The organism is Allorhizobium sp. nf9_anc (genome assembly GCF_056323085.1).
Window position 1 is genome coordinate 3,592,518 of record NZ_CM150481.1, and the last position, 25,783, is coordinate 3,618,300.

Annotated in this window: 27 protein-coding genes and 2 tRNA genes; 9 read left to right on the forward strand and 20 right to left on the reverse strand. The window is 63.4% G+C overall.

Going from position 1 to position 25,783, the window contains the following annotated elements:
* Positions 1-74: 74 nt before the first annotated feature.
* From AC02Y0_RS17570 to AC02Y0_RS17580, 3 genes are all read right to left on the reverse strand, one after another.
* Positions 75-668 carry a LysE family translocator gene (locus AC02Y0_RS17570; protein ID WP_476380124.1) on the reverse strand — a complete coding sequence of 198 codons (594 nt, stop codon included), beginning with the start codon at positions 666-668 and terminating at the stop codon, positions 75-77.
* Between the two features lie 104 nt (positions 669-772).
* Entirely contained in the window at positions 773-1,477 is a 705-nt protein-coding gene (locus AC02Y0_RS17575) for a type 1 glutamine amidotransferase (protein ID WP_476380125.1), read from the reverse strand.
* A gap of 99 nt (positions 1,478-1,576) precedes the next feature.
* Positions 1,577-2,017: a DoxX family protein gene (locus AC02Y0_RS17580; RefSeq protein WP_476380126.1), complete on the reverse strand. Its 441-nt coding sequence runs from the start codon at positions 2,015-2,017 to the stop codon at positions 1,577-1,579.
* A 119-nt stretch (positions 2,018-2,136) separates the two neighbouring features.
* Here AC02Y0_RS17580 and AC02Y0_RS17585 point away from each other — a divergent pair, with 119 nt between their 5' ends.
* On the forward strand, positions 2,137-2,442 hold the full coding sequence (locus tag AC02Y0_RS17585; protein ID WP_476380127.1) for an Rdx family protein: 306 nt from the start codon (positions 2,137-2,139) through the stop codon (positions 2,440-2,442).
* A 46-nt stretch (positions 2,443-2,488) separates the two neighbouring features.
* On the opposite strand, the gene AC02Y0_RS17590 is transcribed toward AC02Y0_RS17585, so the two are convergent.
* Positions 2,489-2,953: a BA14K family protein gene (locus AC02Y0_RS17590; protein ID WP_444558307.1), complete on the reverse strand. Its 465-nt coding sequence runs from the start codon at positions 2,951-2,953 to the stop codon at positions 2,489-2,491.
* A gap of 254 nt (positions 2,954-3,207) precedes the next feature.
* Between AC02Y0_RS17590 and AC02Y0_RS17595 the strand changes: the two genes are divergently transcribed.
* A tRNA-Leu gene (locus AC02Y0_RS17595) sits at positions 3,208-3,294 on the forward strand.
* Between the two features lie 173 nt (positions 3,295-3,467).
* The gene (locus AC02Y0_RS17600) at positions 3,468-3,689 is read left to right on the forward strand and encodes a hypothetical protein (RefSeq protein WP_476380128.1); all 222 of its coding nucleotides are present in this window, start codon (positions 3,468-3,470) and stop codon (positions 3,687-3,689) included.
* Between the two features lie 41 nt (positions 3,690-3,730).
* Here the strand turns inward: AC02Y0_RS17600 and AC02Y0_RS17605 are convergent, their stop codons facing one another.
* The 5 genes from AC02Y0_RS17605 to AC02Y0_RS17625 form a co-directional block, all read right to left on the reverse strand.
* The gene (locus AC02Y0_RS17605; RefSeq protein WP_476380129.1) at positions 3,731-4,957 is read right to left on the reverse strand and encodes a TadE/TadG family type IV pilus assembly protein; all 1,227 of its coding nucleotides are present in this window, start codon (positions 4,955-4,957) and stop codon (positions 3,731-3,733) included.
* A 192-nt stretch (positions 4,958-5,149) separates the two neighbouring features.
* The gene (locus AC02Y0_RS17610; RefSeq protein WP_444558305.1) at positions 5,150-5,536 is read right to left on the reverse strand and encodes a hypothetical protein; all 387 of its coding nucleotides are present in this window, start codon (positions 5,534-5,536) and stop codon (positions 5,150-5,152) included.
* Positions 5,537-5,607: 71 nt separating this feature from the next.
* Positions 5,608-6,462, reverse strand: coding sequence for a C40 family peptidase (locus AC02Y0_RS17615; RefSeq protein ID WP_476380130.1), 855 nt, complete (start codon positions 6,460-6,462; stop codon positions 5,608-5,610).
* Between the two features lie 11 nt (positions 6,463-6,473).
* Positions 6,474-6,821, reverse strand: a complete 348-nt coding sequence (locus tag AC02Y0_RS17620; protein ID WP_476380131.1) for a MarR family transcriptional regulator — start codon at positions 6,819-6,821, stop codon at positions 6,474-6,476.
* Between the two features lie 95 nt (positions 6,822-6,916).
* A complete protein-coding gene (locus AC02Y0_RS17625) occupies positions 6,917-8,308 on the reverse strand; it encodes a leucyl aminopeptidase family protein (RefSeq protein WP_476380132.1) in 1,392 nt (463 codons plus the stop codon).
* A gap of 146 nt (positions 8,309-8,454) precedes the next feature.
* Here AC02Y0_RS17625 and AC02Y0_RS17630 point away from each other — a divergent pair, with 146 nt between their 5' ends.
* Positions 8,455-9,276, forward strand: a complete 822-nt coding sequence (locus AC02Y0_RS17630) for a tetratricopeptide repeat protein (RefSeq protein ID WP_476380133.1) — start codon at positions 8,455-8,457, stop codon at positions 9,274-9,276.
* Positions 9,277-9,282: 6 nt separating this feature from the next.
* On the opposite strand, the gene AC02Y0_RS17635 is transcribed toward AC02Y0_RS17630, so the two are convergent.
* Positions 9,283-9,870: an IMPACT family protein gene (locus tag AC02Y0_RS17635; RefSeq protein ID WP_476380134.1), complete on the reverse strand. Its 588-nt coding sequence runs from the start codon at positions 9,868-9,870 to the stop codon at positions 9,283-9,285.
* Between the two features lie 7 nt (positions 9,871-9,877).
* Positions 9,878-10,270 carry a hypothetical protein gene (locus AC02Y0_RS17640; RefSeq protein WP_476380135.1) on the reverse strand — a complete coding sequence of 131 codons (393 nt, stop codon included), beginning with the start codon at positions 10,268-10,270 and terminating at the stop codon, positions 9,878-9,880.
* A gap of 254 nt (positions 10,271-10,524) precedes the next feature.
* Here AC02Y0_RS17640 and AC02Y0_RS17645 point away from each other — a divergent pair, with 254 nt between their 5' ends.
* The 3 genes from AC02Y0_RS17645 to AC02Y0_RS17655 all read left to right on the forward strand — a co-directional run bounded on the left by AC02Y0_RS17645 (position 10,525) and on the right by AC02Y0_RS17655 (position 15,818).
* Entirely contained in the window at positions 10,525-13,587 is a 3,063-nt protein-coding gene (locus tag AC02Y0_RS17645; protein WP_476380136.1) for a DNA translocase FtsK, read from the forward strand.
* 171 nt (positions 13,588-13,758) lie between these two features.
* A complete protein-coding gene (locus AC02Y0_RS17650; RefSeq protein WP_476380137.1) occupies positions 13,759-14,568 on the forward strand; it encodes an SDR family oxidoreductase in 810 nt (269 codons plus the stop codon).
* A 257-nt stretch (positions 14,569-14,825) separates the two neighbouring features.
* Entirely contained in the window at positions 14,826-15,818 is a 993-nt protein-coding gene (locus AC02Y0_RS17655) for a YihY/virulence factor BrkB family protein (RefSeq protein ID WP_476380138.1), read from the forward strand.
* Positions 15,819-15,893: 75 nt separating this feature from the next.
* Here AC02Y0_RS17655 and ngg read toward each other — a convergent pair whose 3' ends face one another.
* Both ngg and AC02Y0_RS17665 read right to left on the reverse strand, forming a co-directional pair.
* Positions 15,894-17,699, reverse strand: coding sequence for an N-acetylglutaminylglutamine synthetase (ngg, locus tag AC02Y0_RS17660; protein ID WP_476380139.1), 1,806 nt, complete (start codon positions 17,697-17,699; stop codon positions 15,894-15,896).
* A gap of 1 nt (position 17,700) precedes the next feature.
* Positions 17,701-19,476, reverse strand: a complete 1,776-nt coding sequence (locus AC02Y0_RS17665) for an N-acetylglutaminylglutamine amidotransferase (RefSeq protein ID WP_476384072.1) — start codon at positions 19,474-19,476, stop codon at positions 17,701-17,703.
* Between AC02Y0_RS17665 and AC02Y0_RS17670 the strand changes: the two genes are divergently transcribed.
* Positions 19,409-19,669, forward strand: coding sequence for a hypothetical protein (locus AC02Y0_RS17670; protein WP_476384116.1), 261 nt, complete (start codon positions 19,409-19,411; stop codon positions 19,667-19,669). The genes AC02Y0_RS17665 and AC02Y0_RS17670 overlap by 68 nt on opposite strands.
* Here the strand turns inward: AC02Y0_RS17670 and AC02Y0_RS17675 are convergent.
* The 7 genes from AC02Y0_RS17675 to AC02Y0_RS17705 all read right to left on the reverse strand — a co-directional run bounded on the left by AC02Y0_RS17675 (position 19,661) and on the right by AC02Y0_RS17705 (position 25,134).
* Positions 19,661-21,073: a PepSY-associated TM helix domain-containing protein gene (locus AC02Y0_RS17675; protein WP_476380140.1), complete on the reverse strand. Its 1,413-nt coding sequence runs from the start codon at positions 21,071-21,073 to the stop codon at positions 19,661-19,663. The two genes, AC02Y0_RS17670 and AC02Y0_RS17675, sit on opposite strands and share 9 nt — an antisense overlap.
* 28 nt (positions 21,074-21,101) lie before the next feature.
* Positions 21,102-21,782 carry a Crp/Fnr family transcriptional regulator gene (locus AC02Y0_RS17680; RefSeq protein WP_476380141.1) on the reverse strand — a complete coding sequence of 227 codons (681 nt, stop codon included), beginning with the start codon at positions 21,780-21,782 and terminating at the stop codon, positions 21,102-21,104.
* Positions 21,783-21,882: 100 nt separating this feature from the next.
* Positions 21,883-22,275, reverse strand: coding sequence for a hypothetical protein (locus AC02Y0_RS17685; RefSeq protein WP_476380142.1), 393 nt, complete (start codon positions 22,273-22,275; stop codon positions 21,883-21,885).
* 120 nt (positions 22,276-22,395) lie between these two features.
* The gene (locus AC02Y0_RS17690; protein WP_476380143.1) at positions 22,396-23,382 is read right to left on the reverse strand and encodes a GlxA family transcriptional regulator; all 987 of its coding nucleotides are present in this window, start codon (positions 23,380-23,382) and stop codon (positions 22,396-22,398) included.
* Between the two features lie 68 nt (positions 23,383-23,450).
* Positions 23,451-24,608: an osmoprotectant NAGGN system M42 family peptidase gene (locus AC02Y0_RS17695; RefSeq protein WP_476380144.1), complete on the reverse strand. Its 1,158-nt coding sequence runs from the start codon at positions 24,606-24,608 to the stop codon at positions 23,451-23,453.
* Between the two features lie 93 nt (positions 24,609-24,701).
* On the reverse strand, positions 24,702-24,911 hold the full coding sequence (locus tag AC02Y0_RS17700) for a hypervirulence associated TUDOR domain-containing protein (RefSeq protein WP_476384073.1): 210 nt from the start codon (positions 24,909-24,911) through the stop codon (positions 24,702-24,704).
* Between the two features lie 133 nt (positions 24,912-25,044).
* Positions 25,045-25,134, reverse strand: a tRNA-Ser gene (locus tag AC02Y0_RS17705).
* 174 nt (positions 25,135-25,308) lie between these two features.
* Between AC02Y0_RS17705 and AC02Y0_RS17710 the strand changes: the two genes are divergently transcribed.
* Entirely contained in the window at positions 25,309-25,626 is a 318-nt protein-coding gene (locus AC02Y0_RS17710; RefSeq protein ID WP_476380145.1) for a hypothetical protein, read from the forward strand.
* The last annotated feature ends 157 nt before the right edge of the window (positions 25,627-25,783 follow it).

Genomic DNA, 25,783 nt, shown 5'->3' on the forward strand with positions numbered 1-25,783 from the left:
GCGATCTCAATCGATTGAATGTCGATTAAGCACGGGGGCGGGCGGCTCGCAAGAGGGCGGCGGGTGACGGGCGATCAAATCCAGCCGATGGCTCGGCCAGCGAGGCTGATGGCGAAGACGACGAGGAAGCTTGCGGCGACGCGACCGAAGAGTAGCGGATTGGTGGTGGCGACACGGCGCAGGATGGCGGCCCCAGCGCCCAACCAGCAGGTGGCAACGACCATCACCAGGAGCGCGAAGATCGCCAGGTAGGGAAGCGGGAGGACAAGTGTTTCAGGTGCGGCGAAGGAGGCGGGTGGAATGAGCGCGAGGCCGATGATCAGGGCCTTGGGGTTCAACACCGTGGTGCCGTAGACGGTCGCCTCGGTAATTGCACCGGGCTCGGTAGCAGAGGGCGGGCGAATCCAGAGGCGGGCTGCGAGGAGCAATACCCAGAGTGTCGAGGCGAGCTTGATGACCAGGGAGGCGACGGGTTGTTCGGCGAGCAGCGGGGCAGCCAGGAAGACCAGCGGAACGATGGTGGTGAGATAGCCGGCCAGTTCGGCGCCGATCAGCGGCAGGGATGCCTTGAGGCCGCGCGCTGCGCCTGAGACGGCGAGCAAGGTGTTTGTCGGCCCGGGCGTCAGGAGAAGGAGGAGAACGGCAAGGGCAAAGGCGGACAAGGACATCGGGGCACTCCGTAGCATTCGTGCCGGAGATAACAGGTTGCCCAGGGCCGCTGCTTGATTTCGGTCAACCCCGTCGATCGAGGCGGAAAGTTGCGGCGCGGTGCTCAGGAAGGCCGGATCTGGCGGACCCAGGCGCGGGCGAGGGCCAGGCCAGCTTCGTCGGAGAGGTGCCCGTCCGTCGGCTCGATTTCGGGATGGCGGGCAAGCCAGCCGGGTTCCTTGCGCTCGATCACCTCAGGGAAATGCGTCATCCAGTTGCGCACGACATCGCGATTGGCCTCGAAATGGAACTGGAAGCCATAGCAGGCGCGACCCAAGCGGAACGCCTGATGCGGGGCGGCTTCGTTTTCCGCGAGATGGGCAGCGCCTTCAGGCAAGGTGAAGGTGTCGTCGTGCCACTGGAAGGAGAGGAAGCGGTCGGGCAGGACCGACAGCACCGGATCGGACTTGCCTGCCTCAGTGCGGCCGATGCTGCGCCAACCGAATTCCGGGGCGGCACCGATCAGGTTATCGCCGCCATAGGCGCGGGCGAGCAGCTGGCTGCCAAGGCAGATGCCAAGTACGGCCTTGTCGCTGTCGCCGAAGCGGCGCATCAGGCTTGCGAGCGCCGGCAGATAAGGATGCTTTTCGTCGTCGCGGGCATTTTGCTCGCCGCCGAAGACAACGAGGGCGTCATGCGCGTCAAACTCCGGGAGAGGTTCACCCGCATAGGCACGGATCGTGACGATCTCTGCTCCGGCTTCGACCAGGGCGATGCCGACCTGACCGGCTTCGGTGACTTTGGTATTCTCGACGATGGCAACGCGCATGTGGGAATCGGATCTCGTGGGCGGATGCTTCAGAGAAAGCATGCGCCTGCGATCACGGCAAGACGGGAGGGCGCCGCTTGAAGCCCCCTCCCCCAGGCTTCAGAAGGTTTTCTTCAGGCGCGCATCAACCGACTGGCTGTTGCCGCCACGAATCACGAAAAAGAAGGTCATCGCTGCCCAGAGCAGAGACTTTTCAGCGCCTGAGAAGCCCTGATCGAGCTGCACCCAATGGAAATAGACGGTGACGAGGAGCACGATTGTGGCGGCAAATGCCGCCGGGCGGGTGAGGAGGCCGATTGCGAGCAGGATGCCGCCGAAGAATTCGGTGGCGGCGAGCAGCGGGGACCAGAAGACGCCGGGATAGAAACCGAGACCTTCCACCATCTGGACGGCGCCGAAGGGATCGACGATCTTGCCGGCACCGTGGATCACGAGAAAGCCGCCGGCGACAAGACGCAGCAAAGTTTCGGCCAGATCATGGCCGGATCGATAAACGGGAGCGAGCGCCGGGATGAAAAGACGGTTCGGTTCAGTGGACATGGGAAATTCCTCGACAAACAATGATCCCGGCCTCTTGGCGGAAGGCCGGGGGCATGGCAATTGCGGGGAGACAGAAAGTTGAATTCTTCAGTTAACTTATGCGTGAAGCAAGGACGATGATGATGGTCAGACCCCGGATCTCGATCACCTACTGCACCCAGTGCAACTGGCTCTTGCGCTCCGGCTGGATGGCGCAGGAACTGCTGCACACGTTTGCCGACGATCTAGGCGAGGTGGCGCTGATACCCGGCACCGGCGGGATCTTCGAGATCCGGCTTAATGAGGAGCTGATCTGGGAGCGCAAGCGCGATGGCGGTTTTCCCGGGCCGAAGGAGCTGAAGCAGAAGGTGCGGGACGCCATCGATCCGGAGCGCGACCTCGGCCATGTCGACCGGGCGAGCCGCAACGAAGGGCTGGACAGCTGAGATGAAAAAAAGGCGGCCGACTGGCCGCCTTTGCATATCGTCGCTCTCAATAGAAGGGCGACTGGCAGACCTTGTAATAGCCGCTCGACGAGAGGAACTGGTTGGTGCGCGGATTGTAGGACCTGTAGCGGTTCAGGCACCAATCGACATGGCGCTCCCAGCCGCGACCGGGCGGGCGATAACCAGGATCGGCGTAAACCGGCGGGCGAGGCCGCGGACGGTAACCGGGTTCCACATAGACGGGCGGACGCGGGCGGGGACGATAGACCGGCGGCTCGTCATAAACGGATGGCGGATAGTATTCCGGCGGCAGAGGGCGCGGGCGACGCGGCGGCGGACGGTCCCAGGTCTCGTAGCAACCTGAGAAGTCGCAGACGAGATCGACCTGTTCAGCATCCGTGTGCTGGCCCAAGACCGGCTGGACCGGTTTCGGCATGGCGGCTTCCGCCACAGGGGTGAAAATCTGGGTGCCGGCCAGTGCCAGAGCCACAAAAGCGGAGCGTAACTTCATCTCGTTATCCTGTTCTGGTCCCGGCGAAGTGCAAGAGGCGCTTCGCCGACTGCGAGATAGAGCGGATTGATCACGGCTTTTTCACGACGGCGTCATCGGCATCACCAGAAGCTTCAAACGGCCACAAGCCCTATCCACCGGGGCGTTGAGCGTGAGCGCGCGCGGCTCTTTCGAAGCGCTTTCGATACGCTGACACGAAAACTTCAAAATGGCGGTTGACAGGCCGAAGCAGTCCCTTTACACGGCTCCTCGTCGCCCAGATGGCGGAATTGGTAGACGCGCCAGCTTCAGGTGCTGGTACTCGAAAGGGTGTGGAGGTTCGAGTCCTCTTCTGGGCACCAAATTCCGATTTGAGATCAGCAGTTTATGCGATCGTCAAACAGTTGAAAAAAGCCCGGCTTGCCGGGCTTTTTTCTTGTCTGCCGATAGGCTTTTGACGCCTTTGCAAAGCCATTTTCGACCGCATTCCGCAGCCCTTCCCCGAACGCCCGCGCATAGCCGAAAAGGACAGACCATGGACGAGACCGTCGCCATCGAAAGCCGCAGCGAATTCGCCCTCTGGGCCATCGAGCGGGCCAAGGAAATCGTAGCGCAGGAAGGCACGGCGCTGGCGCTCGCGGCACGCGACATGGACGAAGACGGGCTGCGTGAGGCCGGCCAGAAGCTCGGCGGCGCGATCAGCGAAGCGCTGCTCGAAGTGTTCGACGGCTTGCTCGGCGAACTCGAACAGGGCTGACGCCCCATCCCTAACGGACGGCAAGGTTCACCCCGCCTGGCTCAACGCAGGATGCGGGGATTGGCGAGGCCACTTGTGGACGTCGTTCCACCCGCTTCCAGCGGTTCGATCTTCCAGTTCGACGAATTCATGATGATCGTGTTGACCACGAGCGTGATGTTGTTCGTCTGGTTTGTCGTGGAATTGTAGGTCACGTCGCGATTGGGCAGATGAATGATGCCCTTGAGAATCTCACCCTTGCTGCCGTTGAAGATATATTGCTGCGGATAGCGGTTGTTGCTCGCATCGCTCGTCTTCTCGAACATCAGGATGTTTTTGTAGTCGCCCGAAGTCGGAGCGGTCGCCGTAAAGGTCAGGCCGCCATTGGCGCGGATCTCGCTGTTGACGTCGGGGAAGTAGAAGGTGACGCCCTCGGCCTTCACGGTCGCGCCCGAGTTGATGATCATGCGGCCGGAAATGATGTGCAGGCCCGGCTTGAAGGTGATGGTCGGCGAACCGTTGAAGGTCGTTCCGCAGTGCTTGCCCGGCTGGAGCGTGATGGACTGGCCGTCCATCGTGCCCGATGTGGTGCAGTTTGCCGGGATCTGGGGCTCCGGCATCTTGCCGGCAAAGGGATCGGCTTCGGCAGCACATTTGGTCTCAAGATTGGTGAGTGTGCCACCATTCTTGATGTAATTGGCGCCCTTGACGCAGAACTTCGCCGTATCGATCGTCGCGCCCGCATTCATGATGAAGGCAGGGTTGCTGGTCGAATGGACATGGACCTCGCATTTGGTCGATTTGACATTGGCACCCGAGTTGATCAGCACCGCCTGGTTCTGATTGCCAAGCGCATATATGCAGCCATTGCCACCGGTCGCCTTTGCGGCGCTGGCCGCCACCGTGGTGTTGACGCCCACATTGAAGTTCGACAGCCCGATGATGCCGAGGAAGCGGTTCTCGACCGCCTGCTGGTAACCACCGGTGATCGAACCATCGCTGTTGATCGTCAGAACGAAGCCCGTCGTTTCGCTGAGCTTATCCTCCTCGGCGCTGAGACCGAGGAAATTGCGCGCCTCCAGTTCCTGGGCGCTCTTGCCGCTCTTGCGGGCGGCTGCCAGCATGGCGGCATCGAGTTGCGCCTGCATGTCGACGCGGGTGTTGTAAGCAGAGGCGACATCGAGCGCGCCGCCGGCGGACACGAGCAGAACCGGCGCGAGCAGCGCGGAGATGATGCCAAAATTGCCGGAGCGATCCAGCCAACCCTGACGAAGCTTTTCGAAAAACATGCCCATCCCTCTTTCGTCTCAAACAACGGGTGCGGGTCCATACTCGATCGAGCAGACACAGCGTTTGAGGGAGCATCCGGGCAAGATGCTACTTCGAGGTTTGTTCCCTCGTTAAAATCTTAGACAAAGCGATCACAATAGGGAGTTGCGCCGGCCTTTTCTGGACCAATCTGGCGTTTTCGTACCAGTTCGTCAGTCAATGACGCGCGGATTGACGCCCGGATACCATTGGCGACCGGTGCGTGGCGGCTGGGTCCCCTGATAGACGATGCCATTCTTTTCGCAGCGATAGACTGTGTAAGGCAGGACATCGCGCAGTTCGCGCCGGCCTCCAAAGCCGGGTCGCGGTGACACCGTGCGGGTTTCGCAGGTGACGCCTTCACCGAACTGATTGGCCGGGTCCTGCGGCTTTACGCCGGGCAGATCCTTGAAGCTTTCCTGTCCGGCATTGCCCCAGGCGATGCCTTCGGCGGCGGAAGCGGGCGCAGCAAATGCCGCGAGGCAAACGAGCAGAGACGCCTGTGCAATTCTCCGGCTGATCTTGCGGGGCATGGGCTTCTTTTCGCGGACCGGCTGCATGGGCAATCTTCTCGTAAGCTTGGATGCGGTCGATATAAGCACTTGAGCCGCACGGACCAAGCCCGGCTGCATCACGTTTCGGCGACGGGGCGGCGGTAGCCTGTGGGTTCGCCGTAGAGCCAGCCGATGCGTTCGATGGCCGCTGCAAGCGTTTCGCGGGCGACGCTCATGGTGTTGCCGTTGGCATGGATCATGGTCATCTCGTCTTCCATGATCGCCACATGCCCTTTCCAGAAGACAAGATCGCCGCGCCTGAGCTCGTTGCGCTCGATTGGCGCTCCCAGGCCTAAGGCCTGCATGTCGCTGTCGCGCGGGGCTACATGGCCGGCCATCAGCATGGCGAGCTGTACGAAGCCGGAGCAATCGATGCCGAAGCCGGATTTGCCGCCCCAGAGATAGGGGGTCTCGATGAACAGGGCCGCGACCGCGACGTAGTCCGGCGCCGGCGGATCCGACAGGGGGCGGAGGTGGCGGGCAACGAGCGCGCCACCATCGGCAAGAAGCAAGTATCGCGTGCCACGGGTTTCGGCTTCGCCCGATATCGTGAGCCGGCTGCCCATCGACAGGGCAGTGCGGGTCAGGAAACGCAGGTCGGGGCCGGAATAGACGAAGGTGCGGGGAGCGGTGACGATGTGGGTCGGAGCGACGAGAGGGCCGAGGGCATCTTCCGGGAGGTAACCGACATAGCCGTCATCCACGGCCTGGACCCAGGCCCAGCCGCCGTTCCGCTCGAAGACGCGAACCTCCTCGCCCATCAGGAGTTCGGTATCGATGCCGATGGAGAGATCCGGCTTTGGTCGCAGCGCCACGACCGGCTCGCTGACCATGGCAGGTTCAGGGGCGACGAAGCGTTCGGCCTCCACCTGTCCCTTCAGGGCGATGTCGGCGAGATCAGGGCGGAAGGCGTTGAGGCGCCGGTCGAGCATGGTAGTCTCCGTCAGCGGAGCGCGCGGCCCCGAGCGATGATGATATCGCCGAATTTTTCGAGGAAGAGCGCACCTGACACGGTGCGCTTGACGATGACGCTGCGCCGGTCGAGCTCGTCGCGGACGCGGTCCACGAGGCCCATCTCTCCCAGCGTATCCAGCGCGCGGGTGATGACCGGCTTGGTGACGTTGAGGGTCGCGGCAAGGCCGCGCACCGTGTGTGGTGGGGGCACGAGATAGATCTCAAGCAGCACGGCGAGCTGGCGCATGGTGAGATCAGGGCCTTGGCTCTGGACCTGATCCAGGGTCACCCTATGCCAGAGGCCGAGTGCCTGGGTTGCCGTCATGTCGAGGCCCATGGCCCCTCCCCCCTCTTCATCGCGTGGGGCATCTGCCCCTCACCGACATCATTCCGGCAAAGGAACGATCTGGCAAGGGGCGCCGTGCGGCAGGCTCAGTTGGTGCCGGACTGGAGGTAGCGATAGAGGGCGCGGATCGCCTGGGCTTCGCCGCCGACAGGCGAATGGGCGCGCTCGGTCTGGGACCAGCCGAAGATGTCGAAATGTGCCCAGCGGCGACCAGGCGAGACGAAGCGCTTGAGAAAGAGGGCGGCAGTGATCGCACCCGCCATGCCGCCGGAGGGGGCATTGGTGAGGTCGGCGATTTGGGCTTTGAGCATGCGCTCGTAACCCTTGTGGAGCGGGAGGCGCCACAGGGGATCGTCGACCTCAAGGCTTGCTTCGGCCAGCGCGTGGGCGAGGTCCTCGTCGTCGGTGAAGAAGGGTGGCAGGTCGGGGCCGAGGGCTACGCGGGCGGCGCCGGTGAGCGTCGCCATGTCGATCAGCAGTTCCGGCTCCTCGGCATCGGCATAGCTCAGCGCATCGGCCAGGATCAGGCGGCCCTCGGCATCGGTGTTGTCGATCTGGACGGTGAGGCCCTTGCGGCTCTTGTAGACGTCGCCGGGGCGGAAAGCATTGCCGGCGATGGCGTTTTCGACGGCGGGGATGACGACGTGAAGGTCGACCTTCAGCTTGGCGTCCATGATCATCAGGGCGAGGCCGAGAACATTGGCGGCACCGCCCATGTCCTTCTTCATCAGCAGCATGGAAGAGGCCGGCTTGATGTCTAGGCCGCCGGTGTCGAAGCTGACGCCCTTGCCGACGAGGGTGACCTTGCGGTGACCCTTCCTGCCCCAGCGCATCTCGATGAGGCGGGGAGCGACCGTGGAGGCGCGGCCGACCGCATGGATGAGAGGGAAGTTCTTTTCGATCAACTCGTCGCCGGTGATGACGGAGACTTCGGCCTTGTAGTGTTCGGCCAGGCGGCGGACGGCGGCTTCGAGATCGGCCGGGCTCATGTCGTTGGCAGGCGTGTTGATCAGATCCCGGGCGAGAAAGACGCCGGCAATCTGGCGCTTGATATCAGCCGCATCGGCATCCTGGGGGATGAGCAGGCGCGGTTCGGTGACGCGTTCGGAACGGTAACGGTCGAAGCTGTAGGCGCCTAGGCCATAGCCAAGCAGAAGGCGGTTGGCGGTGAGCGGGGCCGTCTCGACATGCCATTCACCGGCCGGCAGGGCGCGGGCGAGCTTGCCGGTCAGATAAGGGTTTTCCGAGGGGTTGGCGCCGAGGCCGAAGAGTGCGCCACCGACATGGGCATCGGCCGTCGGGATCAACAGGACCGAACCGGGCTCGGCCTTGAAGCCTGCCTTCTTCGCCCAGTCGAGGGCGAGCGGCTCAAGCGTGCCGGTTTCGACATGGGCCGGGGTGACGGCGAAGACCGGCAGCGTCTTTCCGCCCTTGGTGCTGAAGGGGGACGGTCTTTCAATGTACTGGAACGGGGCCATGATGGACGCTTTCTGGGAGTCGCCTTGAGAATCGCAGGGATGCTCGATTAACACTCCATTAGGGTTAACGGATTATTGCTTGAGCGGAGATTGCGCCGTCCGGGACAAGGGCGGCGGTGGGGACTAATCAACTCAGGACGATCACCATGCGCATGCAAAACCCAGGCTCCGCAAACCGTTTGCAGATCATGGCCACGGCTGGTCTCGTACTCGCCGCGCTTGCACTCACCGGCTGCGCCTCGTCCAAGAAGGAGCTGACGACCGGCTCGATCCCGAAGGCGAATCGCCAGCTCGATGCGCTGAGCGGGCCGCAGCTTTCCCGCGCTGTTGACGGTATCGGTCAGGCCTATGAGCGTAATCCCCGCGACCGCAATACCGGACTTTCCTACGCCAACGGGCTGATGATGACCGGGCGGAATACCCAGGCGCTGGCCGTCATGCAGCAGGTGGCGATTGCTCATCCGAGCGACCGCGAAGTGCTGGCAGCCCTCGGCAAGGCGCAGGCCGCAGCGGGGCAGCTGGAAAAGGCGCTCGGCACCATCCAGCGGGCGCAGACACCCGACCGGCCCGACTGGCGTCTCTATTCCGCCGAAGGTGCGGTGCTCGATCAGCTCGGTCGCTCCAGCGAGGCGCGCTCGCGTTACCGCATGGCGCTGCAAATCCAGCCGAACGACCCGAGCGTGATTTCCAACATGGGCATGTCCTTCGTGCTCTCGGGCGACCTGAAGACGGCGGAAGGCTATCTGCGTCAGGCTTCTCAACAGCCGGGTGCGGACAGCCGCGTGCGCCAGAACCTGGCACTGGTGGTCGGTCTGCAGGGCCGGTTCCAGGAGGCCGAGCAACTGGCGGCGCAGGAGCTTGATCCGCAGCAGGCAGCCGCGAACCTGCAATATCTGCGCGGCATGCTCGCCCAGCAGAACTCCTGGAAGCAGCTTTCCAGCCAGGACATGCCGAAGAAGAAGAGCTGAGAGGCTTCAATCCGGAAAGATGAGGTTCGACCGGCCGCTGGTGAGATCGCGCACCAGCCGGATCGCCTGATCCTCGTCGCCCTCTCGCAGGGTGACCGTCAGGTCCACGCCCTCAGCCGTGAAACTTTCCGACAAGACGAGATGCGGGATCGCGGTCAGTCGCGACTTGACCAGGGCCAGATCAGAAAAGCCGACTGCGCAGACACCCGAGACCAACGGGATGATCTCGCGCTTTTCCGCTGCGCGCAGCATCTGGGCGGCGGTTCCGCCATAAGCGCGGACAAGACCGCCGCTGCCGAGCAGGATGCCGCCGAAGAAGCGAGTGACCACCACCACGACGCCATCGAGATCCTGACCGTCGATCGCCTGGAGGATCGGCTTTCCGGCCGTGCCCGAGGGTTCACCGTCATCGGAGAAACGATAGGCCTGACCGATGCGCCAGGCCCAGCAATTGTGATTGGCGGCGGGATCCGAGACGCTTGCGAGAAAAGCCTTGGCTTCGTCTTCGCTCGCGATCGGTGTCGCCTTGCCGATGAAGCGGCTCTTCTTGATGTCCTGGACGAATTCGACGGAAGTGACGAGCGTGTGGGGCATGGCCGGCTCAGCTGGGCTTCTCGTGGGCCGCGAGCCATTCGGCGAGCGCTGCGATTACCGAAAGCCGCAGGGACGCCTTCATGGCGAGTGCGCGGGTGAGCGAGGCATCGCGGCTGGAGAAACCGAGCTCGGCCATCACACCTGATGGGGAGAGTTTTCGGGCGCGCATCACCGATTCGATCCGCTCGATGGTCGAGGGCAGAAGATAGCGGCCATTGGCGATGAGGGCTGCGGCATCCTCCGGGACAGGCTCGGCGCCTGCAGGCTTCTCAGCACTGGGGCCTGCCGCGCGTGCGCCGGCCGAGACCAGATCGAGGAAGGCTTGGCGCTCCTCGGGATCTGCTGATGTCCAGGCCTTGAGGAGCTTCTTCAGCGGGCTGGGCTTCTCTTTCTTCGACATGACCGGCTTTCTGTTGGTGTCCGTCCATAGCCCGAGCGGGGAGCCGGTGCGAGAAAAAAACTTGAGCTCCCGCTTCTTCCAGTGCCGGGCAAAATTCGGCTTTGGCAACAGCGGCATCGGGGCTGAAAAGGGCCCGGACAGACCTCTCGTGCATTAGCTTTTTCTGCCGGACGGAAAGCGGTCGTTAACCTTTATTTTCTACTCAGATAGCTCAGTTTTCGCGTCCCCGTATCCCGTCAGAGTTCAGGTTTTCGATGCACCCTCCCCGTTCAAATTCCGCTTATCAGGCCAATCAGTTAGGGGACAACCAGGGTGAAGGTGCCGATCAGTCGGCGGCCAACCAGATCGAGGGACGCGAGGAAACGCCCGTCTGGCAGAAGGCCTTCGTGCTGGGACCGAATGTGCGCTTCACGCGCACGCCCGATCGCACGCCGGCCAAGCCGGAGGCCGCCCCAACTCCTGCACCTCAGCCGAGTGCGCCGACTGCGCGGACGGCACCTCCGCAGCAGCAGATGGCGCAGCAACCGCCAAGACAGCCGGTCACGCAGGCGAGCCAGCGCGTAACGGCAAGCCAGCCTCGGCACACGGCTGCACCGTCTACGAGCGTGCCTTATGCAGGCTTGCCGCGCACGGGCGCACCGGCTCCAGCGCCCGCGCCGAAGCCGGAAGCGCCGCGTATGCCGGCGTCTGTGACGCTGCCGCAGCCGCCGGATGCGATCGGCGCACGGGCACTCACCTACAAGCTTCGCCGGGAACTGGCGCGCCAGCAGGCCGAGCAGGCTGCCTGGGAGGCATCCATGGCAGACGGCGGCTTTGGCCAGATCGGACCCGCGCCACAATCACCACAGCCGGCACCACTGGTGCAAGGCATGCGGACCGTGCTCGCGAGCACCCAGGCCGCCAGCGTCGGCGCCACCGTGCAGCCGACAACTGCGGCCCATGTTCCGCCGCATCTGCAGCGATCGATCGCCCAGCAGGCGGAAGCTGCACGCCTTACCGCACAACAGGCAGCACCGGCAGCCCGCCCGCCGATGGTGCGCAACGCGTTCCTGCGCACACCGCCCGTGCAGGCCAATCCGGAGCAGGTTTCGGCACCGGCACCGGCGCCCGTGCAACAGGTTCCTGTCGCCGCAGCAGTCAGCCAGCCGCAAGGATCCGGTTTTGCCGCCTGGGCGCAGATGACCAATCCGCCTGCCCCGCAGGCCGAAGTGGCAGCGCCCATCGTCGACACCGGGGCGCAAGGCGTGCGGCCGCCGATCGCCTCGCTGCTGTCGGACCACGTCTTCTTCGAGGCGATGATCGCGCCTGTCGAGGCACCTCAGGATATCGAGATGGTGCGCCCGAGCGTGCACCAGCCGAGGATGCAGACACCCATGCGCCCGACACCCCAGCCTGTCCGTCAAATCGCACAGCCGGCGGTCCGCACCATGGCGCCGCAGGCTCCCGCTGCCATCCGGGCAGAAGTGGTACGGTATCGCCCCGATGCCCTTATGACCTCGGTGCAGCCTGTGACGGCCCTGCCGCGCAAGCCCGCTTTCGAGGCGACACCCGGATCGGTCGTTGCCCTTTACCGGGAAGTCGCCCACCGCGAGGTGTCGGCTGCCTACTTTGAGCCGACGCAGTCACAAACGCCCATGACGGAGACCGTCGCCCCCCTTGAGGCGGCTGTTCCTGCACCACTCCCGACGACCAATTCGTCAATTGCTCCCATGTCCGCTGCCCTGCCGCGCCAGCCGCTTTTCAAGGCGCAGGAAGCGCTCGGCGAAGGCGAATACGAGCTGCCCTATCTCGACTTCCTGCAGATGCCGCCGGTCCAGACGGGCGTCACGATGACGGCAGAGGCCCTCGAGCAAAGCGCCGGGCTTCTGGAAAGCGTGCTGGAGGATTTCGGCATCAAGGGCGAAGTGATCGACGTGCGTCCCGGCCCTGTTGTCACGCTCTACGAATTCGAGCCGGCACCGGGGGTCAAGTCCTCCCGCGTCATCGGCCTCTCCGACGATATTGCCCGTTCGATGTCGGCGCTGTCTGCCCGCGTCGCTGTTGTGCCCGGCCGCAACGTGATCGGCATCGAGCTGCCGAACCCGGTACGCGAGACGGTCTATCTGCGCGAGTTGATCGAGACGCCCGATTATGCAGAGACGCGCTACAAGCTGCCGGTCTGCCTCGGTAAGACCATCGGTGGCGAGCCTGTGATCGCCGAACTGGCGAAGATGCCGCATCTGCTCGTTGCCGGCACCACCGGCTCGGGCAAGTCGGTGGCGATCAACACGATGATCCTCTCTCTGCTCTACCGGTTCCGTCCGGACGAGTGCCGGTTGATCATGGTCGATCCGAAGATGCTGGAGCTCTCCGTCTATGACGGTATCCCGCATCTGCTCACCCCCGTCGTCACCGACCCGAAGAAGGCCGTCATGGCGCTGAAATGGGCGGTTCGCGAGATGGAGGACCGCTATCGCAAGATGAGCCGCCTCGGCGTTCGCAATATCGATGGCTACAATGCCCGTGCGGCACAGGCGCGCGAAAAGGGCGAAACGATCACCGTCAGCGTCCAGACCGGCTTCGACCGGCAGAGCGGCGAAATCGTCTATGAGGAGCAGGAACTCGACCTTTCGCCGATGCCATACATCGTCGTCGTGGTCGACGAGATGGCCGACCTGATGATGGTCGCTGGCAAGGAAATCGAAGGTGCAATCCAGCGGCTGGCGCAGATGGCGCGGGCGGCCGGCATCCACCTGATCATGGCGACGCAGCGTCCATCGGTCGATGTCATCACCGGCACGATCAAGGCGAACTTCCCGACTCGCGTTTCCTTCCAGGTGACTTCGAAGATCGACAGCCGCACCATTCTGGGTGAACCGGGCGCCGAACATCTGCTCGGCCAGGGCGATATGCTGCACATGGTCGGCGGCGGACGGATCGCCCGCGTGCACGGTCCCTTCGTTTCCGACGAGGAAGTCGAGAAGGTGGTCGCGCATCTGAAGATGCAGGGGCGTCCTGACTATCTGGGCACCGTGACTGAAGATGCCGACGACGTGGAAGACGAGCCGGAAGAGGACGTCGCGGTGTTCGACAAGAGCGCCATGGCGGAAGAGGACGGCAACGATCTCTACGACAAGGCAGTCAAGGTGGTGCTGCGCGACAAGAAGTGCTCGACCTCCTATATCCAGCGCCGGCTATCGATCGGCTACAACAAGGCCGCTTCGCTGGTCGAGCGCATGGAGCAAGAAGGCATCGTGGGCGCTGCCAACCATGTCGGCAAGCGGGCTATCATCGTCGGTGGCCGCGAGGTGAATTCCGAGGGCGATTTCGAAGGCTGAGCCTGCTAGCAACAGGTAAGGGACAGGCCACGTCCCTGACCGCCTTCATCGCCCGCTTGTCGGATGAAAACTCATTTCGTGAGGCCCTTCGTCAGGGCTTGTGACTCGGTATCAGTCCGGGCCAAATGGCGTCATGCGTCGCAGGCTGCGGCGCCTGGCAGGAGGAAGAGCATGAGTCGTCTGGATGGCAAAATCGCGGTTGTGACGGGGGGAACGCAAGGGCTGGGCGCCGAGGTTGCCCGGCTGTTTGCCGAGCGGGGCGCGGCGGGCCTGGTCATCTGCGGCCGTAGCGTCGCAAAGGGCGAGGCGAAGGCTGAGGAGATTGGCGCGCGGTATGGCACGCAGGTTCACTTCGTTGCCGCCGATCTGGCGCAGGTGGAGGATTGCCGCAAGGTGATTGCAGCGGCGCGCTCGCATTTCGGGCGGATCGATGCGCTGGTCAACGTGGCGGCCATCACGGATCGCGGGACCATTCTCGACACGGATCCAGAGCTGTTCGACCGGATGTTTGCGATCAACACGCGGGCGCCCTTCTTCCTGATGCAGGACGCAATCAAGCTAATGCTGGAGACGAAGACGGAAGGCACGATCGTCAACATATCCTCGATGTCCGCCATGGCAGGCCAGCCCTTCATCGCGGCCTATTGCGCCTCGAAGGGGGCGCTCGACACGCTGACCCGCAACACCGCCTTCGGGCTTCTCAAGAACCGCATCCGAGTGAACGGGCTGAATATCGGCTGGATGGCGAGCGACGGAGAGGATCGGATCCAGCGGGAGTTTCATGGCGCAGCCGACGACTGGCTGGCGGAAGCGGCCGCAAAGCAGCCGTTCGGCCGGCTGGTCGATCCGGCGGAAGTGGCACGCGCCTGCGCCTATCTCTCGTCACCCGAATCCGGCCTGATGACGGGAGCGACGATCAATTTCGACCAGTCGGTCTGGGGCGCCTATGAGGACAGCCCGCACCCCTCCAAGCCTTTCTGAGGTCAGGCCTGCACAGGCCGGATCACATCGATGGCGATCTCGCCGTCGACGATGCCGCGGCTGAGATCCACGCGGTCATGGGCGATTTCGATGACCGTGTAGAGCTTTGCAGAGCGGAAGGCGCTGGTTCATCAGCGCTGCGTGTTCGATGGTGCCAGGCATGTTCTTCTCCCTCTGGGCGCTTGTTGGGCTGCTTGCAGATCTGAATGGAACATGCCGGCAGGCGGACCGGTTTCTCCGAGAACAAGGAGCCAGACATGCCGCCCACGACGCCCGCACCCTCCCCGCTTGAAGCACGTCATATGGAGGACGAACGGGGGCGGGATGCGCAGAGCCCGGGCGAAATTCCGGCGCGCGGCCTTTGGGACGTATCGCTGAGGCTGCTGTCGCGTGTGACCTCCGACCGGGTGATGCTGGCCGCGGCGGGTGTTTCGTTTTACGTGATGCTGTCGCTGTTTCCCGGGCTCGCGGCGCTTGTATCGCTCTACGGCCTGATCGCCGACCCGACCACGATTGCGGGGCGGCTCGGTTTTCTCTCCGAACTTCTGCCCGCCGATGGCGTGGCATTGATCCTCGGCCAGTTGCAGTCGCTGGCCGACGAAAACGACAGCACCTTGAGTATCGGTTTTCTGGTCGGCCTCGGCGTGTCGCTGTTCAGTGCGCGCAACGGCATGGTCGCCCTCTTCGAGGCGATGAACATTGCCTATCAGGAGCCGGAGAAGCGCGGCTTCATCCAGACCACGCTACTGGCCATCGCGTTTACGCTGGGTGCCATGGCCATTCTCGCCATCATCGTCACGGCGCTGGCGATCCTGCCGATCGTCATCTCTCTCGTCTTCATCTCGGAGCGGGCCGAGATGATGGTCGGATTGATCCGCTGGCCGATCCTGATCTGCGTCGTCTGGCTCGGAACGGTGATGGTTTATCGATACGGGCCGAGCCGGGAGGATGCCAAGCTTCGATGGCTGACCTGGGGCACGCTGCTCAGTTCACTCGTCTGGCTGATCATGTCGCTCGGCTTCTCCTTCTATCTGGAGAATTTTGCCGACTTCAACGCCACGTATGGCGCCCTCGGTACCTTTATCGGCTTCATGTTCTGGACCTGGCTGTCGGTGGTGATCCTGATCGTCGGGGCGATGCTGAACGCGGAACTCGAACATCAGACGGCGGTGGATACGACGACGGGACCGACACAGCCGATGGGCTATCGGGGCGCGCATATGGCGGACACGATCGGCGAGTCGCAGTAGTCGGCAGCAGGTCCCAATGAAAAAGGGTGGCACCGGTGCCGCCCTTTTTTCTCAACACTGTCGTTGCCGCGAGCTTCAGGCGCTGCGGCGCTCCTGGGCGCGACTGCCGGGGAATAGGAGCTGGATGAAGCTCTCGGCCGTCGGCTGTGGCTCGTGATTGGCAAGCCCCGGGCGTTCATTGGCCTCGATGAAGACGTAGTCGGGCTTTGCGGGATCATGGACCATGAAGTCGATGCCGACGACCGGGATCTTGATAGCTTTCGCGATCCGGCAGGCGGCATCGACGAGGTCGGGGTGGACGGTCGCGGTGACGTCGTGGATCGTGCCGCCGGTGTGGAGATTGGCGGCCTTGCGCACGGTGATCTCGCGGCCCTCTTCCAACACGCTGTCGAGATCGAGGTCCTGTTCGGCGAGGCAACGCTTCGTCTCGGCATCAACGGGGATGCGGCTTTCACCGCCGGTTGCGGCAGAGCGGCGGCGGGACTGTTGTTCGATCAGCTTGCGGATGGACGAGCGGCCATCGCCGACGACGCGGGGCGGACGGCGGACGGCGGCGGCGACAAGCTTGTAGTCGATGACCACGAGGCGCAGGTCCTCGCCTTCGAAACAGGCTTCCAGAAGCACGCGGTCGCAGACCTGGCGGGCCATACGGATGGCTGCGTGCAGGGCATCCATTGAGGAGACGCCGACCGAGATGCCCCTACCCTGTTCGCCGCGCGCGGGTTTCACGACCAGCTTGCCGTGCTTTTCGAGAAACGCCTGCTTGTCGGCATCGGGGGAGTCAGCGGAGAGCTGTGCGGGGACGCTGAGGCCCGCCGACTGGGCGAAGCGGCGGGTGACGGCCTTGTCGTCGCAGATCGACATGGCGACCGAAGAGGTGAGATCCGAAAGGCTTTCGCGGCAATGAATGCTGCGTCCGCCATGGCTGAGACGGAAGAAGCCGCCCTCGGGATCTGTCACCTCGACATGGATGCCACGGCGAAGCGCTTCGTCGACGATCAGGCGGGCATAGGGATTGAGCGCCTCGTAGCCCTCGACCGGCTGGGCGAAGAATTTCTCGTTGATGGCGTTCTTGCGCTTCACGGCAAAGAGCGGCACGCGGCGGAAGCCGAGCTTTTCGTAGAGACCGATCGCCTTGTCATTGTCGTGCAGGACGGAGAGGTCGAGATAGGCGAGACCCCGCGCCTGGAAATGTTCGGCGAGGATGCGCACTAGGCCTTCGCCGATGCCCGGTTGACGGGCTTGCGGGTGAACCGCGAGGCACCAGAGCGAGGCGCCGCGCTCCGGGTCGTCGAAGAGGCGGTGATGGTCGATGCCGGTGACCGTTCCCACGATCTCGCCGGTCAGATCGTCCTGCGCGACGAAATAGGTGACGGGGCGGTTGTCGCGCTCGCCGGTAAAGAAGTCTTCGCGCACCTGGACCATGCCGCAGCTGGCATAGACCGCGTTGATGCCCGCCGCATCGCTCTCGGAGGAGAAGCGCCTGAAGGTGACGCCCTTCGGACGGCGGCCTCCGGCGCGATAGGTAGAGAGATCGAGGCGGAAGGTGTGGGACGGATCGAGAAAGATTTCCTGCGGGGCCTGGGCCAGCAGGACATGCGGATCGCCGACGTGGAAGGCGATGTCGCGGGTATCGGGGGCTTCCTCGCGGAGCGCATCAAGCAGGTCCTGATATCGGTCGAAGGTTGGGGTGAAAAGCAAACGGCCCCAGCCGCAATCGAGGGCGATGTTGCGGTTCCGGCCCTCCGTTTCAGAGGGCCGGCTGGTCGTGCCGTGGCTGCCGCTGCCAGGTGTGCGCAGGCGCGTCAGACGATGGGACAAAGCATTGCCGCGACGCGCCTTGCGCGGCTGGTTGGCGGGCTTCTTCTCTGTCTTGCTCACGTCAGTTCTCCTGCGCCTGCAACCACATTTCGAGAAGACCGATCTGCCAGAGCTCGGAGCCCTGCAGCGGCGTGATATGCGAGGCGGGATCGGCCACCAGACGATCGATGTAATCTTGGCGGAAGAGCCCACGTTCGCGGGCAGCCTTGGACGACAGGGCGTCGCGGAGCATGTCGAGATAGGGGCCGGCAATGTATTTCAGCTGAGGCACGGGGAAATAGCCCTTCTTGCGGTCGATGACCTCGGAGGGGATCACCTTGCGGGCGACGTCCTTGACGATGCCCTTGCCGCCGTCGCGGAGCTTTTCCTCAGGCGGAATGCGGGCGGCGAGTTCGACCAGTTCGTGATCGAGGAAGGGCACGCGGGCCTCAAGGCCCCAGGCCATGGTCATGTTGTCGACGCGCTTGACCGGATCGTCGACCAGCATGACGTTGCTGTCGAGCCGGAGCGCCTGATCGACCGGGGTATCGGCACCGGAGCGCAGCAGATGTTCGCGCAGCAGGTCGCCGCTGACGTCTCGATCGGCAATCCAGCGGTCCTGCAACTGGGTTGCGAGCGTTTCATGCGAGCGATCGCGGAAGGCGCGTCCGTAATCTCCGACGACGTCCGTGGAGCCGACCAGCGGCGGATACCAGTGATAACCACCGAAGACCTCGTCGGCGCCCTGGCCCGATTGCACGACCTTGATGTGTTTGGAGACTTCCTTCGAGAGCAGGTAGAAGCCGACATTGTCATAGGAGACCATGGGCTCGGACATGGCGGCGATGGTGCCGGGCAGTGCGCCCATCAGATCGGCCGAGGGCACGAAGATCTTGTGGTGGTCGGTGCCGAAGCGCTTGGCGATCAGATCGGAATAGACGAATTCGTCGCCCTTTTCGCCATTGGCTTCCTCGAAACCGACGGAGAAGCTCATCAGGCCGGTCTGGCCGGCTTCGGCCAGAAGGCCAACGATGAGGCTGGAATCGACACCGCCGGAAAGGAGGACGCCCACGGGCACGTCGGCAATCATCCGGCGCTTGACGGCGAGACGCAGCGCATCGAGCAATTGCTCCTGCCAGTCCTCGCGGCTCATACGGGCGTCTTCGGCGCGGCGCGTGTAGGCTGGATCCCAATAGCGCTTGTCCTCGAAGCTGCCATCGGGCTGGTAGACCCTGATCGTCGCCGGGGGAAGCTTGCGCACGCCCTTGTAGATCGTGCGCGGCGGCGGCACGACGGCGTGGAAAGCCATGTAGTGATGAAGGGCTGTCACATCGATCGCCGTATCGACGCCACCCGCCTTGACCAGGGCCGGCAGCGAAGAGGCGAAGCGCAGGCCGCCGGAGACCTCGGCGAGGTAAAGCGGCTTGATGCCGAACCGGTCGCGCGCCAGGACGACGCGACCGGTGTCGCGTTCGTGGATGGCAAAGGCGAACATGCCGTGGAAGCGGGATACGCAGTCCGTGCCCCAGGCATGCCAGGCCTTGAGGATGACTTCCGTGTCGCCATCGGAGAAGAAGCGGTAGCCCTTCGCTTCCAGTTCGCTGCGCAGCTCACGGAAATTGTAGATGCAGCCGTTGAAGACAAGCGAGAGGCCGAGATCGGGATCGACCATGGGCTGCTGCGATTTGTCGGAGAGGTCGAGGATGCGCAATCGTCGATGGCCGAGCCCGACATTGCCCCTGACCATCACGCCGGCCGAATCCGGCCCTCGTGGGGCCAAGACGTCCGCCATGATCGAAACTGCCGCTACCGATGGCGACGCGCCATCGAATCTCACTTCTCCACAAATGCCACACATGAACTGGGCTGAAACCTCCGTTGAAAAATCAAACGCAAACGTGCCGGCGCGCCGATCAACGATCGTCGGCGTACCGGTCACATGGTTTGCAAATGACGGAGCGGTTCCATTGTTCCAATTTTTTTTGCGGAACATGGCTGGAAGCGAGGCGACGTCCCGGGCGGCCCGGGGCGTCGAATTCGGATCAGCTTAAGGCCTTCTTCAGCGGAGCAACGTGGCGGAAAACCAGGAGGTCGAGAAGGAGGACCGCCAGGAGAACAGCGCCGGAGAGCGGGAAGAGGAGCGCTGTTGCGAGCATGACCAAGGCGCCGGTCTTCCAGAGGGGGCCGGGCTCGCCGACTGAAGGGGCCACCAGGCGGGCTGCACCCTTCGGACGGCGTTTCCACCACATGACGAAGCCGCTGACCGAGAGGAAGATGATCGACAGACAGAAGACGTTGACGAAGACCAGGTTCCAGAGGCCCATGTCGCCCTCGTGAAAGGCGACACCGGCGGCCATGGCCTTGCCGGCTGGGCCGTAGTCACCAAAACCGACATCGGCAAGGATGCGGCCGGTATATTGGTCGATATGGACGGTCCGATCATCAAGCGGATTGGCGCTGTCATTGCTCATTGTGTCGCGGGAGATGGTCCAGACGGCCGTGTCATCTCCGGGGAAAGCCAGCTGGAAGCGCTGGTCGAAACCGAGCGTGCGGGCAAGCGTAACGATGGCATCGAGATTGACGGGCTCGCCATCCGGCGTGCCAGTGACACCGGCATCCGAGCCGGATGCCGGCATCGGGGTCTGCTCCAGCGTCCACGGGACCTGCTTGATGCCGCCATGGTTCATGCTGGCATGGGTCTTGTCCGACAGGGGCACATTGTCCCACTTCTCCGCCGGGAAGGTGCTCCAGGCCTGGGTGAACTTCTCGCCCCAGATGCCGGCCCAGGTGAGGCCCGACAGCAGGAAGACAACGAGAAAGAGCGAGGCATAAAAGCCGATGCTCAGATGCAGCGACTTCCAAAGCTGGCGACCCTTGGCAGAGAGCTGCGGGACAAGCACCGAGCCGAAGCCGCGACCGTCACGCGGCCACCACAGATAAAGGCCGGTGACGACGAGCATGATGGCGAAGCCGGCGGCAATCTCGATCAGGCGGTCTCCGAGATCGCCGATCAGGAGCGTGCCGTGGATGGTGTCGGCGAGATCATAGAGACCATTGCGACGTTCCCAGTTGCCAAGGACCTCGGCCTTGTAGGGATCAACGGCCACCATGAAGGAGGCGTCGCCCTGGTTGATGCGAAAGAGTGCGGCCTGCTCCGGCGTGCGCGGTGCGATGTACTGGATGATCTGGCCGGGGATCTCCAGGGTCGCGGCTCCCGCCTGGGCGGAAACGGAGGCAAGGGTCGCCTGGGGTTCGACCGAATAGATCTTCTCGCCATCACGGCCGAAGAGCGTGGCCGTCCAGAGCATGATCAGGCCGGTGACGGCGAGCATGATCAGGAAGGGAGCCACGTAGAGGCCGGCATAGAAATGCCAGCGCCAGGCCGTGATGTAGAAGCGGCGCGACAGATCCTTGCTGTTCGCCTTGGTGGGGGAGAGGTCGGAAACGATGGTCATCCTGGGTCTCGACTGGTTGGAGAGAGGTTCAGTGGGAAAGCGAGCGATCGCCGGCGGCGAGGCCCGAGAGCTGTTGCGGGTCGAGCACGGTGACGAGATCGCCGCGCTCGATGTCGATGAGGCCTGCCTTCTTGAGGCGGGTGAAACACCGGCTTACGGTCTCGACGGTGAGGCCGAGCCAATCGGCGAGGTCGCCGCGGGTGGGATAAAGATGGAAGGTGATGGCGCCGCGTCGCTTGTCGCGCGCCGGGCGACCGAATTGCCGGGCGAGATCAAGCACGGCAAAGGCCACGCGTTCGGGCGCCGTCTTGCGGCCAAGCAACATGACCAGGCCTTGAGAGCGGGCGAGCATTTCGCTGAGCGCCAGGTCCCGTTCGCTCTGGCTGATGGTGTCAGACACGGCTTCCAGGCGGGTGAAGCCGAGGGTTTCGGCCGAGTATCTGGTGTGTTCACCGAGCCCGAGGCCGATCAGCCGGCCGGGTCCGACAAGGTCGATGATCTGGCGCCGCCCATCCGAGAGGGTCTGTGCTGTGGCGACACAGCCGTCGACCACGCGGTATTGCGGCGAGCCGGCGAGGCCTTCGAGGAAAACCACGGTTCTCGGCGGCAGAAGCGGGCCGGCCAGGGTAGATCTTGTTGGCCTGGGTATTGCGGAAGACGCGGGTGGAAACGCAGGCGACGGCCCACGATCGGCAAGGATTTGCAGCATGACAGACATCCGATTTCGACCGGAGCTGCAAAGCGTGCAAACTCACCGGCCTGACGACACTGGTGACCGGACGCGAGGACGCGCCGGCCGTGACCTTCGATCAGGCGGTGACGGGTGGTGCGCGGGGATGGGTGTCGGGCGGGAAAAGCTGGCGGTAATGCGCCTCTGCCCGCGGCGGCAGGGCGACGGAGGTGACCATGGCCAAACGCGTGCCGACGGCATCGGCAGGCGCCGGCAGGAGGACGGCGGCCGAGATACGGCAGGCCTCGCAATCGGAGGCACCGGCATGGGGCTTCGCCTTACCGTCATCCGACGGCAGGCAGAGCTCCGGCAGACTGCCGTCCGGCAGCATCAGGGCAGCGATTTCTTCCGGGGAGAATTGCGTCGCAGGTGCGGCGACCGGTTGATGCGCGAGGCCGAGCAGAACGAGCGCGATGACGCAGATCATGCGTATCGCTCGCTCAAAGCTCATCCGGACGGCCGTTTCAGTCATTCTATCCCCCGACAGATTTTCCGTGGATAGCATCGGGCAGCGCTGCTCACAAGACGGTGATCTCGCCGCATGTCGTCGCAGCGAGCACCGCTAAAACAGCGGCAACTGAAGCACTGGAGGTCAGGCGGCGGGATGGCTGCGCATCTGGCCGGGTGTGCGGCCATAGGTGCCCTTGAAGACGCGGGTGAAATGCGAAGTGTTCTGGAAACCGACCTGCAGGGCGATATCGATCAGCGAGGCATTGGTCTGCGTGACCAGCATCTTGGCGCGCTCCATCCTGAGCTTCGTGTAGATCCGGGCGGGCGATACATCGATCTTCTGGGCGAAGAGACGCTCCAGCTGGCGGCGCGACAGGCCGACGGAGCGGGCGAGCTGATCAATGGTCAGCTCGTTTTCCAGGCTCTGTTCCATCAGGATCAGGACGGCCTTCACCCGGGGATCGTCGCATTCGATCGTCAGCGGCCTTCGGACCTGGATATCCTTGTTTGTGCGGGCCTTTTCGATCTGCAGGACTTCAAGCGCGTTGCGCTCGGCGTCATGGCCGAGATACTGGCGCACGATAAAGGCTGCGAGATCGGCCGAGCTGCTGCCGCCGGCACAGGAGCCACGGCGGCGATCGAGATTGAACAGGCGATCGGAGCGGACCTCGTGATCGGGGAAACGGTCGCGAAACTCCTGGTAATGCAGCCAGCTGACACAAGTCTGGTGGTTTTTCATCAGGCCGGCTTCGGCGAGGATGAAGGTGCCGGTGCAAAGCCCGATCAAAGGCACCTTCTGCGCATCGGCCTTCTTCAGGAAGGCGATGGTCTGGTCGTCCACCGCCGGCTGGCGGCCGAGCAGGCCGCCGACCACGACGATATAGTCGAAGCGGCTGGGATCGACGAAATCGCTGGTGGGCGCCACCTGCACGCCGCAGCTCGAGGTGATCAGATGGCGTGTGCTGCCGATCACCTGCCAATCGGCGAGAACGCGGCCGGAGCGATCATATTCGTCGCTTGCAAGCCGGATGGTATCGATGAAAAGCGCAAAGGCTGACAGCGTGAACGACCGCGACAGCACGAAGCCGATCTTCAGCCGCGGCCTTTTTGTCGCCTCGTCACCCGCCATTGCCTGATTCTCCGAATTCCGGCGAAATCGCCGAGATAAACGCTAGCAGCGGGCGGATGTCGCTGCAATCACGACTCGTCGGGTTCGTCTGCTTTCAGGCTCTGCCGTGCAGGCTCGACCTTCTGCCGGGTGAAGCCGCGCAGCCCCGAGACCTCTTCGGAATCACGCTCGATCTGCACCTCGCTCGCCGTATAGTAGACCACGAGCTTTGCCACCGACATCAGAGCGTGGAGGTGGATGCGCTCATAGCCGTGGGAGGCATCGACGCCGAAGGCCAGGAGGGCCGTGCGTACGTCATGCCCGGCTTCCACCGCCGAGGCCGCATCGGAGCGGTAATAGCGGAAGACGTCTTTCTGGACCCTGATGCCGTTTTCTGCGCAGAGATCGTAGAGCTTCTTCGACAGATGATAGTCGAAAGGGCCAGTCTGATCGGCCATGGCAAGCGTCACGCCGAACTCGTCGGAATTCTGGCCGGGCGCCGTCGTGCCATTGTCGATGGCGACCAGCGAGGCGATCTCCGGCACAAGGGCGGCAGAGGCGCCGACGCCGACTTCCTCGCCGATGGTGAAGAGCCAGTAGGTATCGACAGGGGTTTCGATCTCTTCGCGCTGCATCGCCTCGATTGCAGCCAGCATGATCGCCACGCCCGCCTTGTCGTCCAGGTGCCTCGATACGATGAAGCCGTTGTCGAGGAATTCCGGCAGGGGGTCGATGGCGACGATATCGCCGATATCGATGCCGAGCTGGACGATGTCGTTTCTGTCGCGCGACAGTGCATCGATACGCAACTCGACATGGCGCCAACCGGTGGGTTGCGTGTCGACTTCCTCATTGAAGGTGTGGCCGGAGGCTTTCAGCGGCAGGATGGATCCGCGGTAGATGCCTTTGGTCGAAAAGATCGAGGCCCGTGCGCCCTCGGCAAAGCGCGCCGACCAATGGCCGATCGATACAAGTTCGAGCCGACCATTGTCCTTGAGCGCCTTGACCTGTGCGCCGAGCGTATCGAGGTGCGAGACGATCGCGCGGGCCGGTCGTTCGGCAGCGCCCGGCCGCCTCGCGCGGATCGCGCCACGGCGGGTCAGCTTGACTTCGAGGCCGAGACGCTCAAGTTCGCGCGCGGTGTAGCGGACGGCCTCGTCCGTGAAGCCTGTCGGGCTCGGGATGGCCAGCAATGCCTTCAGCCGAGACCTCAAATAATCCGGGTCGATGGTGATCGGTGTCTGCATGGGAGCCTTGCTACGGTTGCTTCGGGTATGAAGATGGCGCCGTTGTCACCTCATGGGCGCGGGGTGCCGTGCGAGGCACTCGAACGCACATCATCAAGCCTTGTGGAGAGCCTGCGGCTTATGGGCTGCCCGTTTGCCCGTCTTTGTGCTTTCGACAATGTATTGCGGATCGGACTTGGAAGCCTTGACCGGATGGTCCTTGATGGTGCTGGGTGTCGTCCGCTTCTTGACGACCTTGCCTTGGGTCGTGCCCTGGCTGGTTTCCCACTCGACCTTGTCGCCCTTGCGCAGATCCTTCGCCACGTCCGGCTCTCCCTTGTCCTTGTCGATGCGCAGCGGCGCATGTCCGTCATTCTGGAGAACGACAGACATGGTGCGAGGTTCCAAGCGGCAACTCGGGGCTTGGGTAGGATGGAGATGTCTTGATGGGGATAGATGGCGGACAGGGTGGGATTCGAACCCACGGTACGCTTTCACGCACACACGCGTTCCAGGCGTGCGCCTTAAACCACTCGGCCACCTGTCCAGGGGGATCGCGGGGAAAAACCACCGCGGTTGGTCGGGCGGGATATATACCGAGGAATTTCGGCGGATCAACCGAAATCTATCAGAATTTTGACATCGGCCGACAATTCCCTATCTATAAGGTCGAGCGCGGCGGATTGCAGGCCGTGACGGGCTTCAGCCGGAGACTTTGGTCGTGCGTTTCCTCTTCAGGATCTTGAGTTTGCTTGCGCTTTGCGTCGGCGTCGTGTTCGGCGTGGTGGATTCGATTGCGTCGGTTTCGGCATCGCAGGTCATCCTGACGCCGATTTCGGAGGCCTGGATCGATGCAAATCCGGGTTCGCTCATGACGCTTGAAGGACTGGTCGAGACACGGTTGGGTGCCGGCGCATGGCTTGCCTTGCGCGACGTGGTGCTACCGCAGCCGGCATCGGCCGCCTTCCTCGTTCTGTCGCTTGTACTCTGGATGATCGGCTACAAGCGGCCCTCGCCTGCCGGGCGCTTTGCGGCCTGAGCCGGGACTTCCTTGGCGCGCGGGACAAGCGGTCCCTCGTGCCGGTTGTAAGTTTTAAGCGGGCCCCGCGACTAAGAACATAGAAACAGGAGCTGCAGACAGTGCAGCTTCCAGCGATCCCGCCTCTGGCGGAGCTTCAGACGAACCAGCAGGCCAA

What these genes read in the sequence shown, in the direction of transcription:
- AC02Y0_RS17570 (WP_476380124.1), bottom strand. Translation starts at nt 668, where the DNA reads ATGTCCTTGTCCGCCTTTGCCCTTGCCGTTCTCCTCCTTCTCCTGACG.
- AC02Y0_RS17575 (WP_476380125.1), bottom strand. Translation starts at nt 1,477, where the DNA reads ATGCGCGTTGCCATCGTCGAGAATACCAAAGTCACCGAAGCCGGTCAG.
- AC02Y0_RS17580 (WP_476380126.1), bottom strand. Translation starts at nt 2,017, where the DNA reads ATGTCCACTGAACCGAACCGTCTTTTCATCCCGGCGCTCGCTCCCGTT.
- AC02Y0_RS17585 (WP_476380127.1), top strand. Translation starts at nt 2,137, where the DNA reads ATGATGGTCAGACCCCGGATCTCGATCACCTACTGCACCCAGTGCAAC.
- AC02Y0_RS17590 (WP_444558307.1), bottom strand. Translation starts at nt 2,953, where the DNA reads ATGAAGTTACGCTCCGCTTTTGTGGCTCTGGCACTGGCCGGCACCCAG.
- AC02Y0_RS17600 (WP_476380128.1), top strand. Translation starts at nt 3,468, where the DNA reads ATGGACGAGACCGTCGCCATCGAAAGCCGCAGCGAATTCGCCCTCTGG.
- AC02Y0_RS17605 (WP_476380129.1), bottom strand. Translation starts at nt 4,957, where the DNA reads ATGTTTTTCGAAAAGCTTCGTCAGGGTTGGCTGGATCGCTCCGGCAAT.
- AC02Y0_RS17610 (WP_444558305.1), bottom strand. Translation starts at nt 5,536, where the DNA reads ATGCAGCCGGTCCGCGAAAAGAAGCCCATGCCCCGCAAGATCAGCCGG.
- AC02Y0_RS17615 (WP_476380130.1), bottom strand. Translation starts at nt 6,462, where the DNA reads ATGCTCGACCGGCGCCTCAACGCCTTCCGCCCTGATCTCGCCGACATC.
- AC02Y0_RS17620 (WP_476380131.1), bottom strand. Translation starts at nt 6,821, where the DNA reads ATGGGCCTCGACATGACGGCAACCCAGGCACTCGGCCTCTGGCATAGG.
- AC02Y0_RS17625 (WP_476380132.1), bottom strand. Translation starts at nt 8,308, where the DNA reads ATGGCCCCGTTCCAGTACATTGAAAGACCGTCCCCCTTCAGCACCAAG.
- AC02Y0_RS17630 (WP_476380133.1), top strand. Translation starts at nt 8,455, where the DNA reads ATGCGCATGCAAAACCCAGGCTCCGCAAACCGTTTGCAGATCATGGCC.
- AC02Y0_RS17635 (WP_476380134.1), bottom strand. Translation starts at nt 9,870, where the DNA reads ATGCCCCACACGCTCGTCACTTCCGTCGAATTCGTCCAGGACATCAAG.
- AC02Y0_RS17640 (WP_476380135.1), bottom strand. Translation starts at nt 10,270, where the DNA reads ATGTCGAAGAAAGAGAAGCCCAGCCCGCTGAAGAAGCTCCTCAAGGCC.
- AC02Y0_RS17645 (WP_476380136.1), top strand. Translation starts at nt 10,525, where the DNA reads ATGCACCCTCCCCGTTCAAATTCCGCTTATCAGGCCAATCAGTTAGGG.
- AC02Y0_RS17650 (WP_476380137.1), top strand. Translation starts at nt 13,759, where the DNA reads ATGAGTCGTCTGGATGGCAAAATCGCGGTTGTGACGGGGGGAACGCAA.
- AC02Y0_RS17655 (WP_476380138.1), top strand. Translation starts at nt 14,826, where the DNA reads ATGCCGCCCACGACGCCCGCACCCTCCCCGCTTGAAGCACGTCATATG.
- AC02Y0_RS17670 (WP_476384116.1), top strand. Translation starts at nt 19,409, where the DNA reads ATGATCGAAACTGCCGCTACCGATGGCGACGCGCCATCGAATCTCACT.
- AC02Y0_RS17665 (WP_476384072.1), bottom strand. Translation starts at nt 19,476, where the DNA reads ATGTGTGGCATTTGTGGAGAAGTGAGATTCGATGGCGCGTCGCCATCG.
- AC02Y0_RS17675 (WP_476380140.1), bottom strand. Translation starts at nt 21,073, where the DNA reads ATGACCATCGTTTCCGACCTCTCCCCCACCAAGGCGAACAGCAAGGAT.
- AC02Y0_RS17680 (WP_476380141.1), bottom strand. Translation starts at nt 21,782, where the DNA reads ATGCTGCAAATCCTTGCCGATCGTGGGCCGTCGCCTGCGTTTCCACCC.
- AC02Y0_RS17685 (WP_476380142.1), bottom strand. Translation starts at nt 22,275, where the DNA reads ATGACTGAAACGGCCGTCCGGATGAGCTTTGAGCGAGCGATACGCATG.
- AC02Y0_RS17690 (WP_476380143.1), bottom strand. Translation starts at nt 23,382, where the DNA reads ATGGCGGGTGACGAGGCGACAAAAAGGCCGCGGCTGAAGATCGGCTTC.
- AC02Y0_RS17695 (WP_476380144.1), bottom strand. Translation starts at nt 24,608, where the DNA reads ATGCAGACACCGATCACCATCGACCCGGATTATTTGAGGTCTCGGCTG.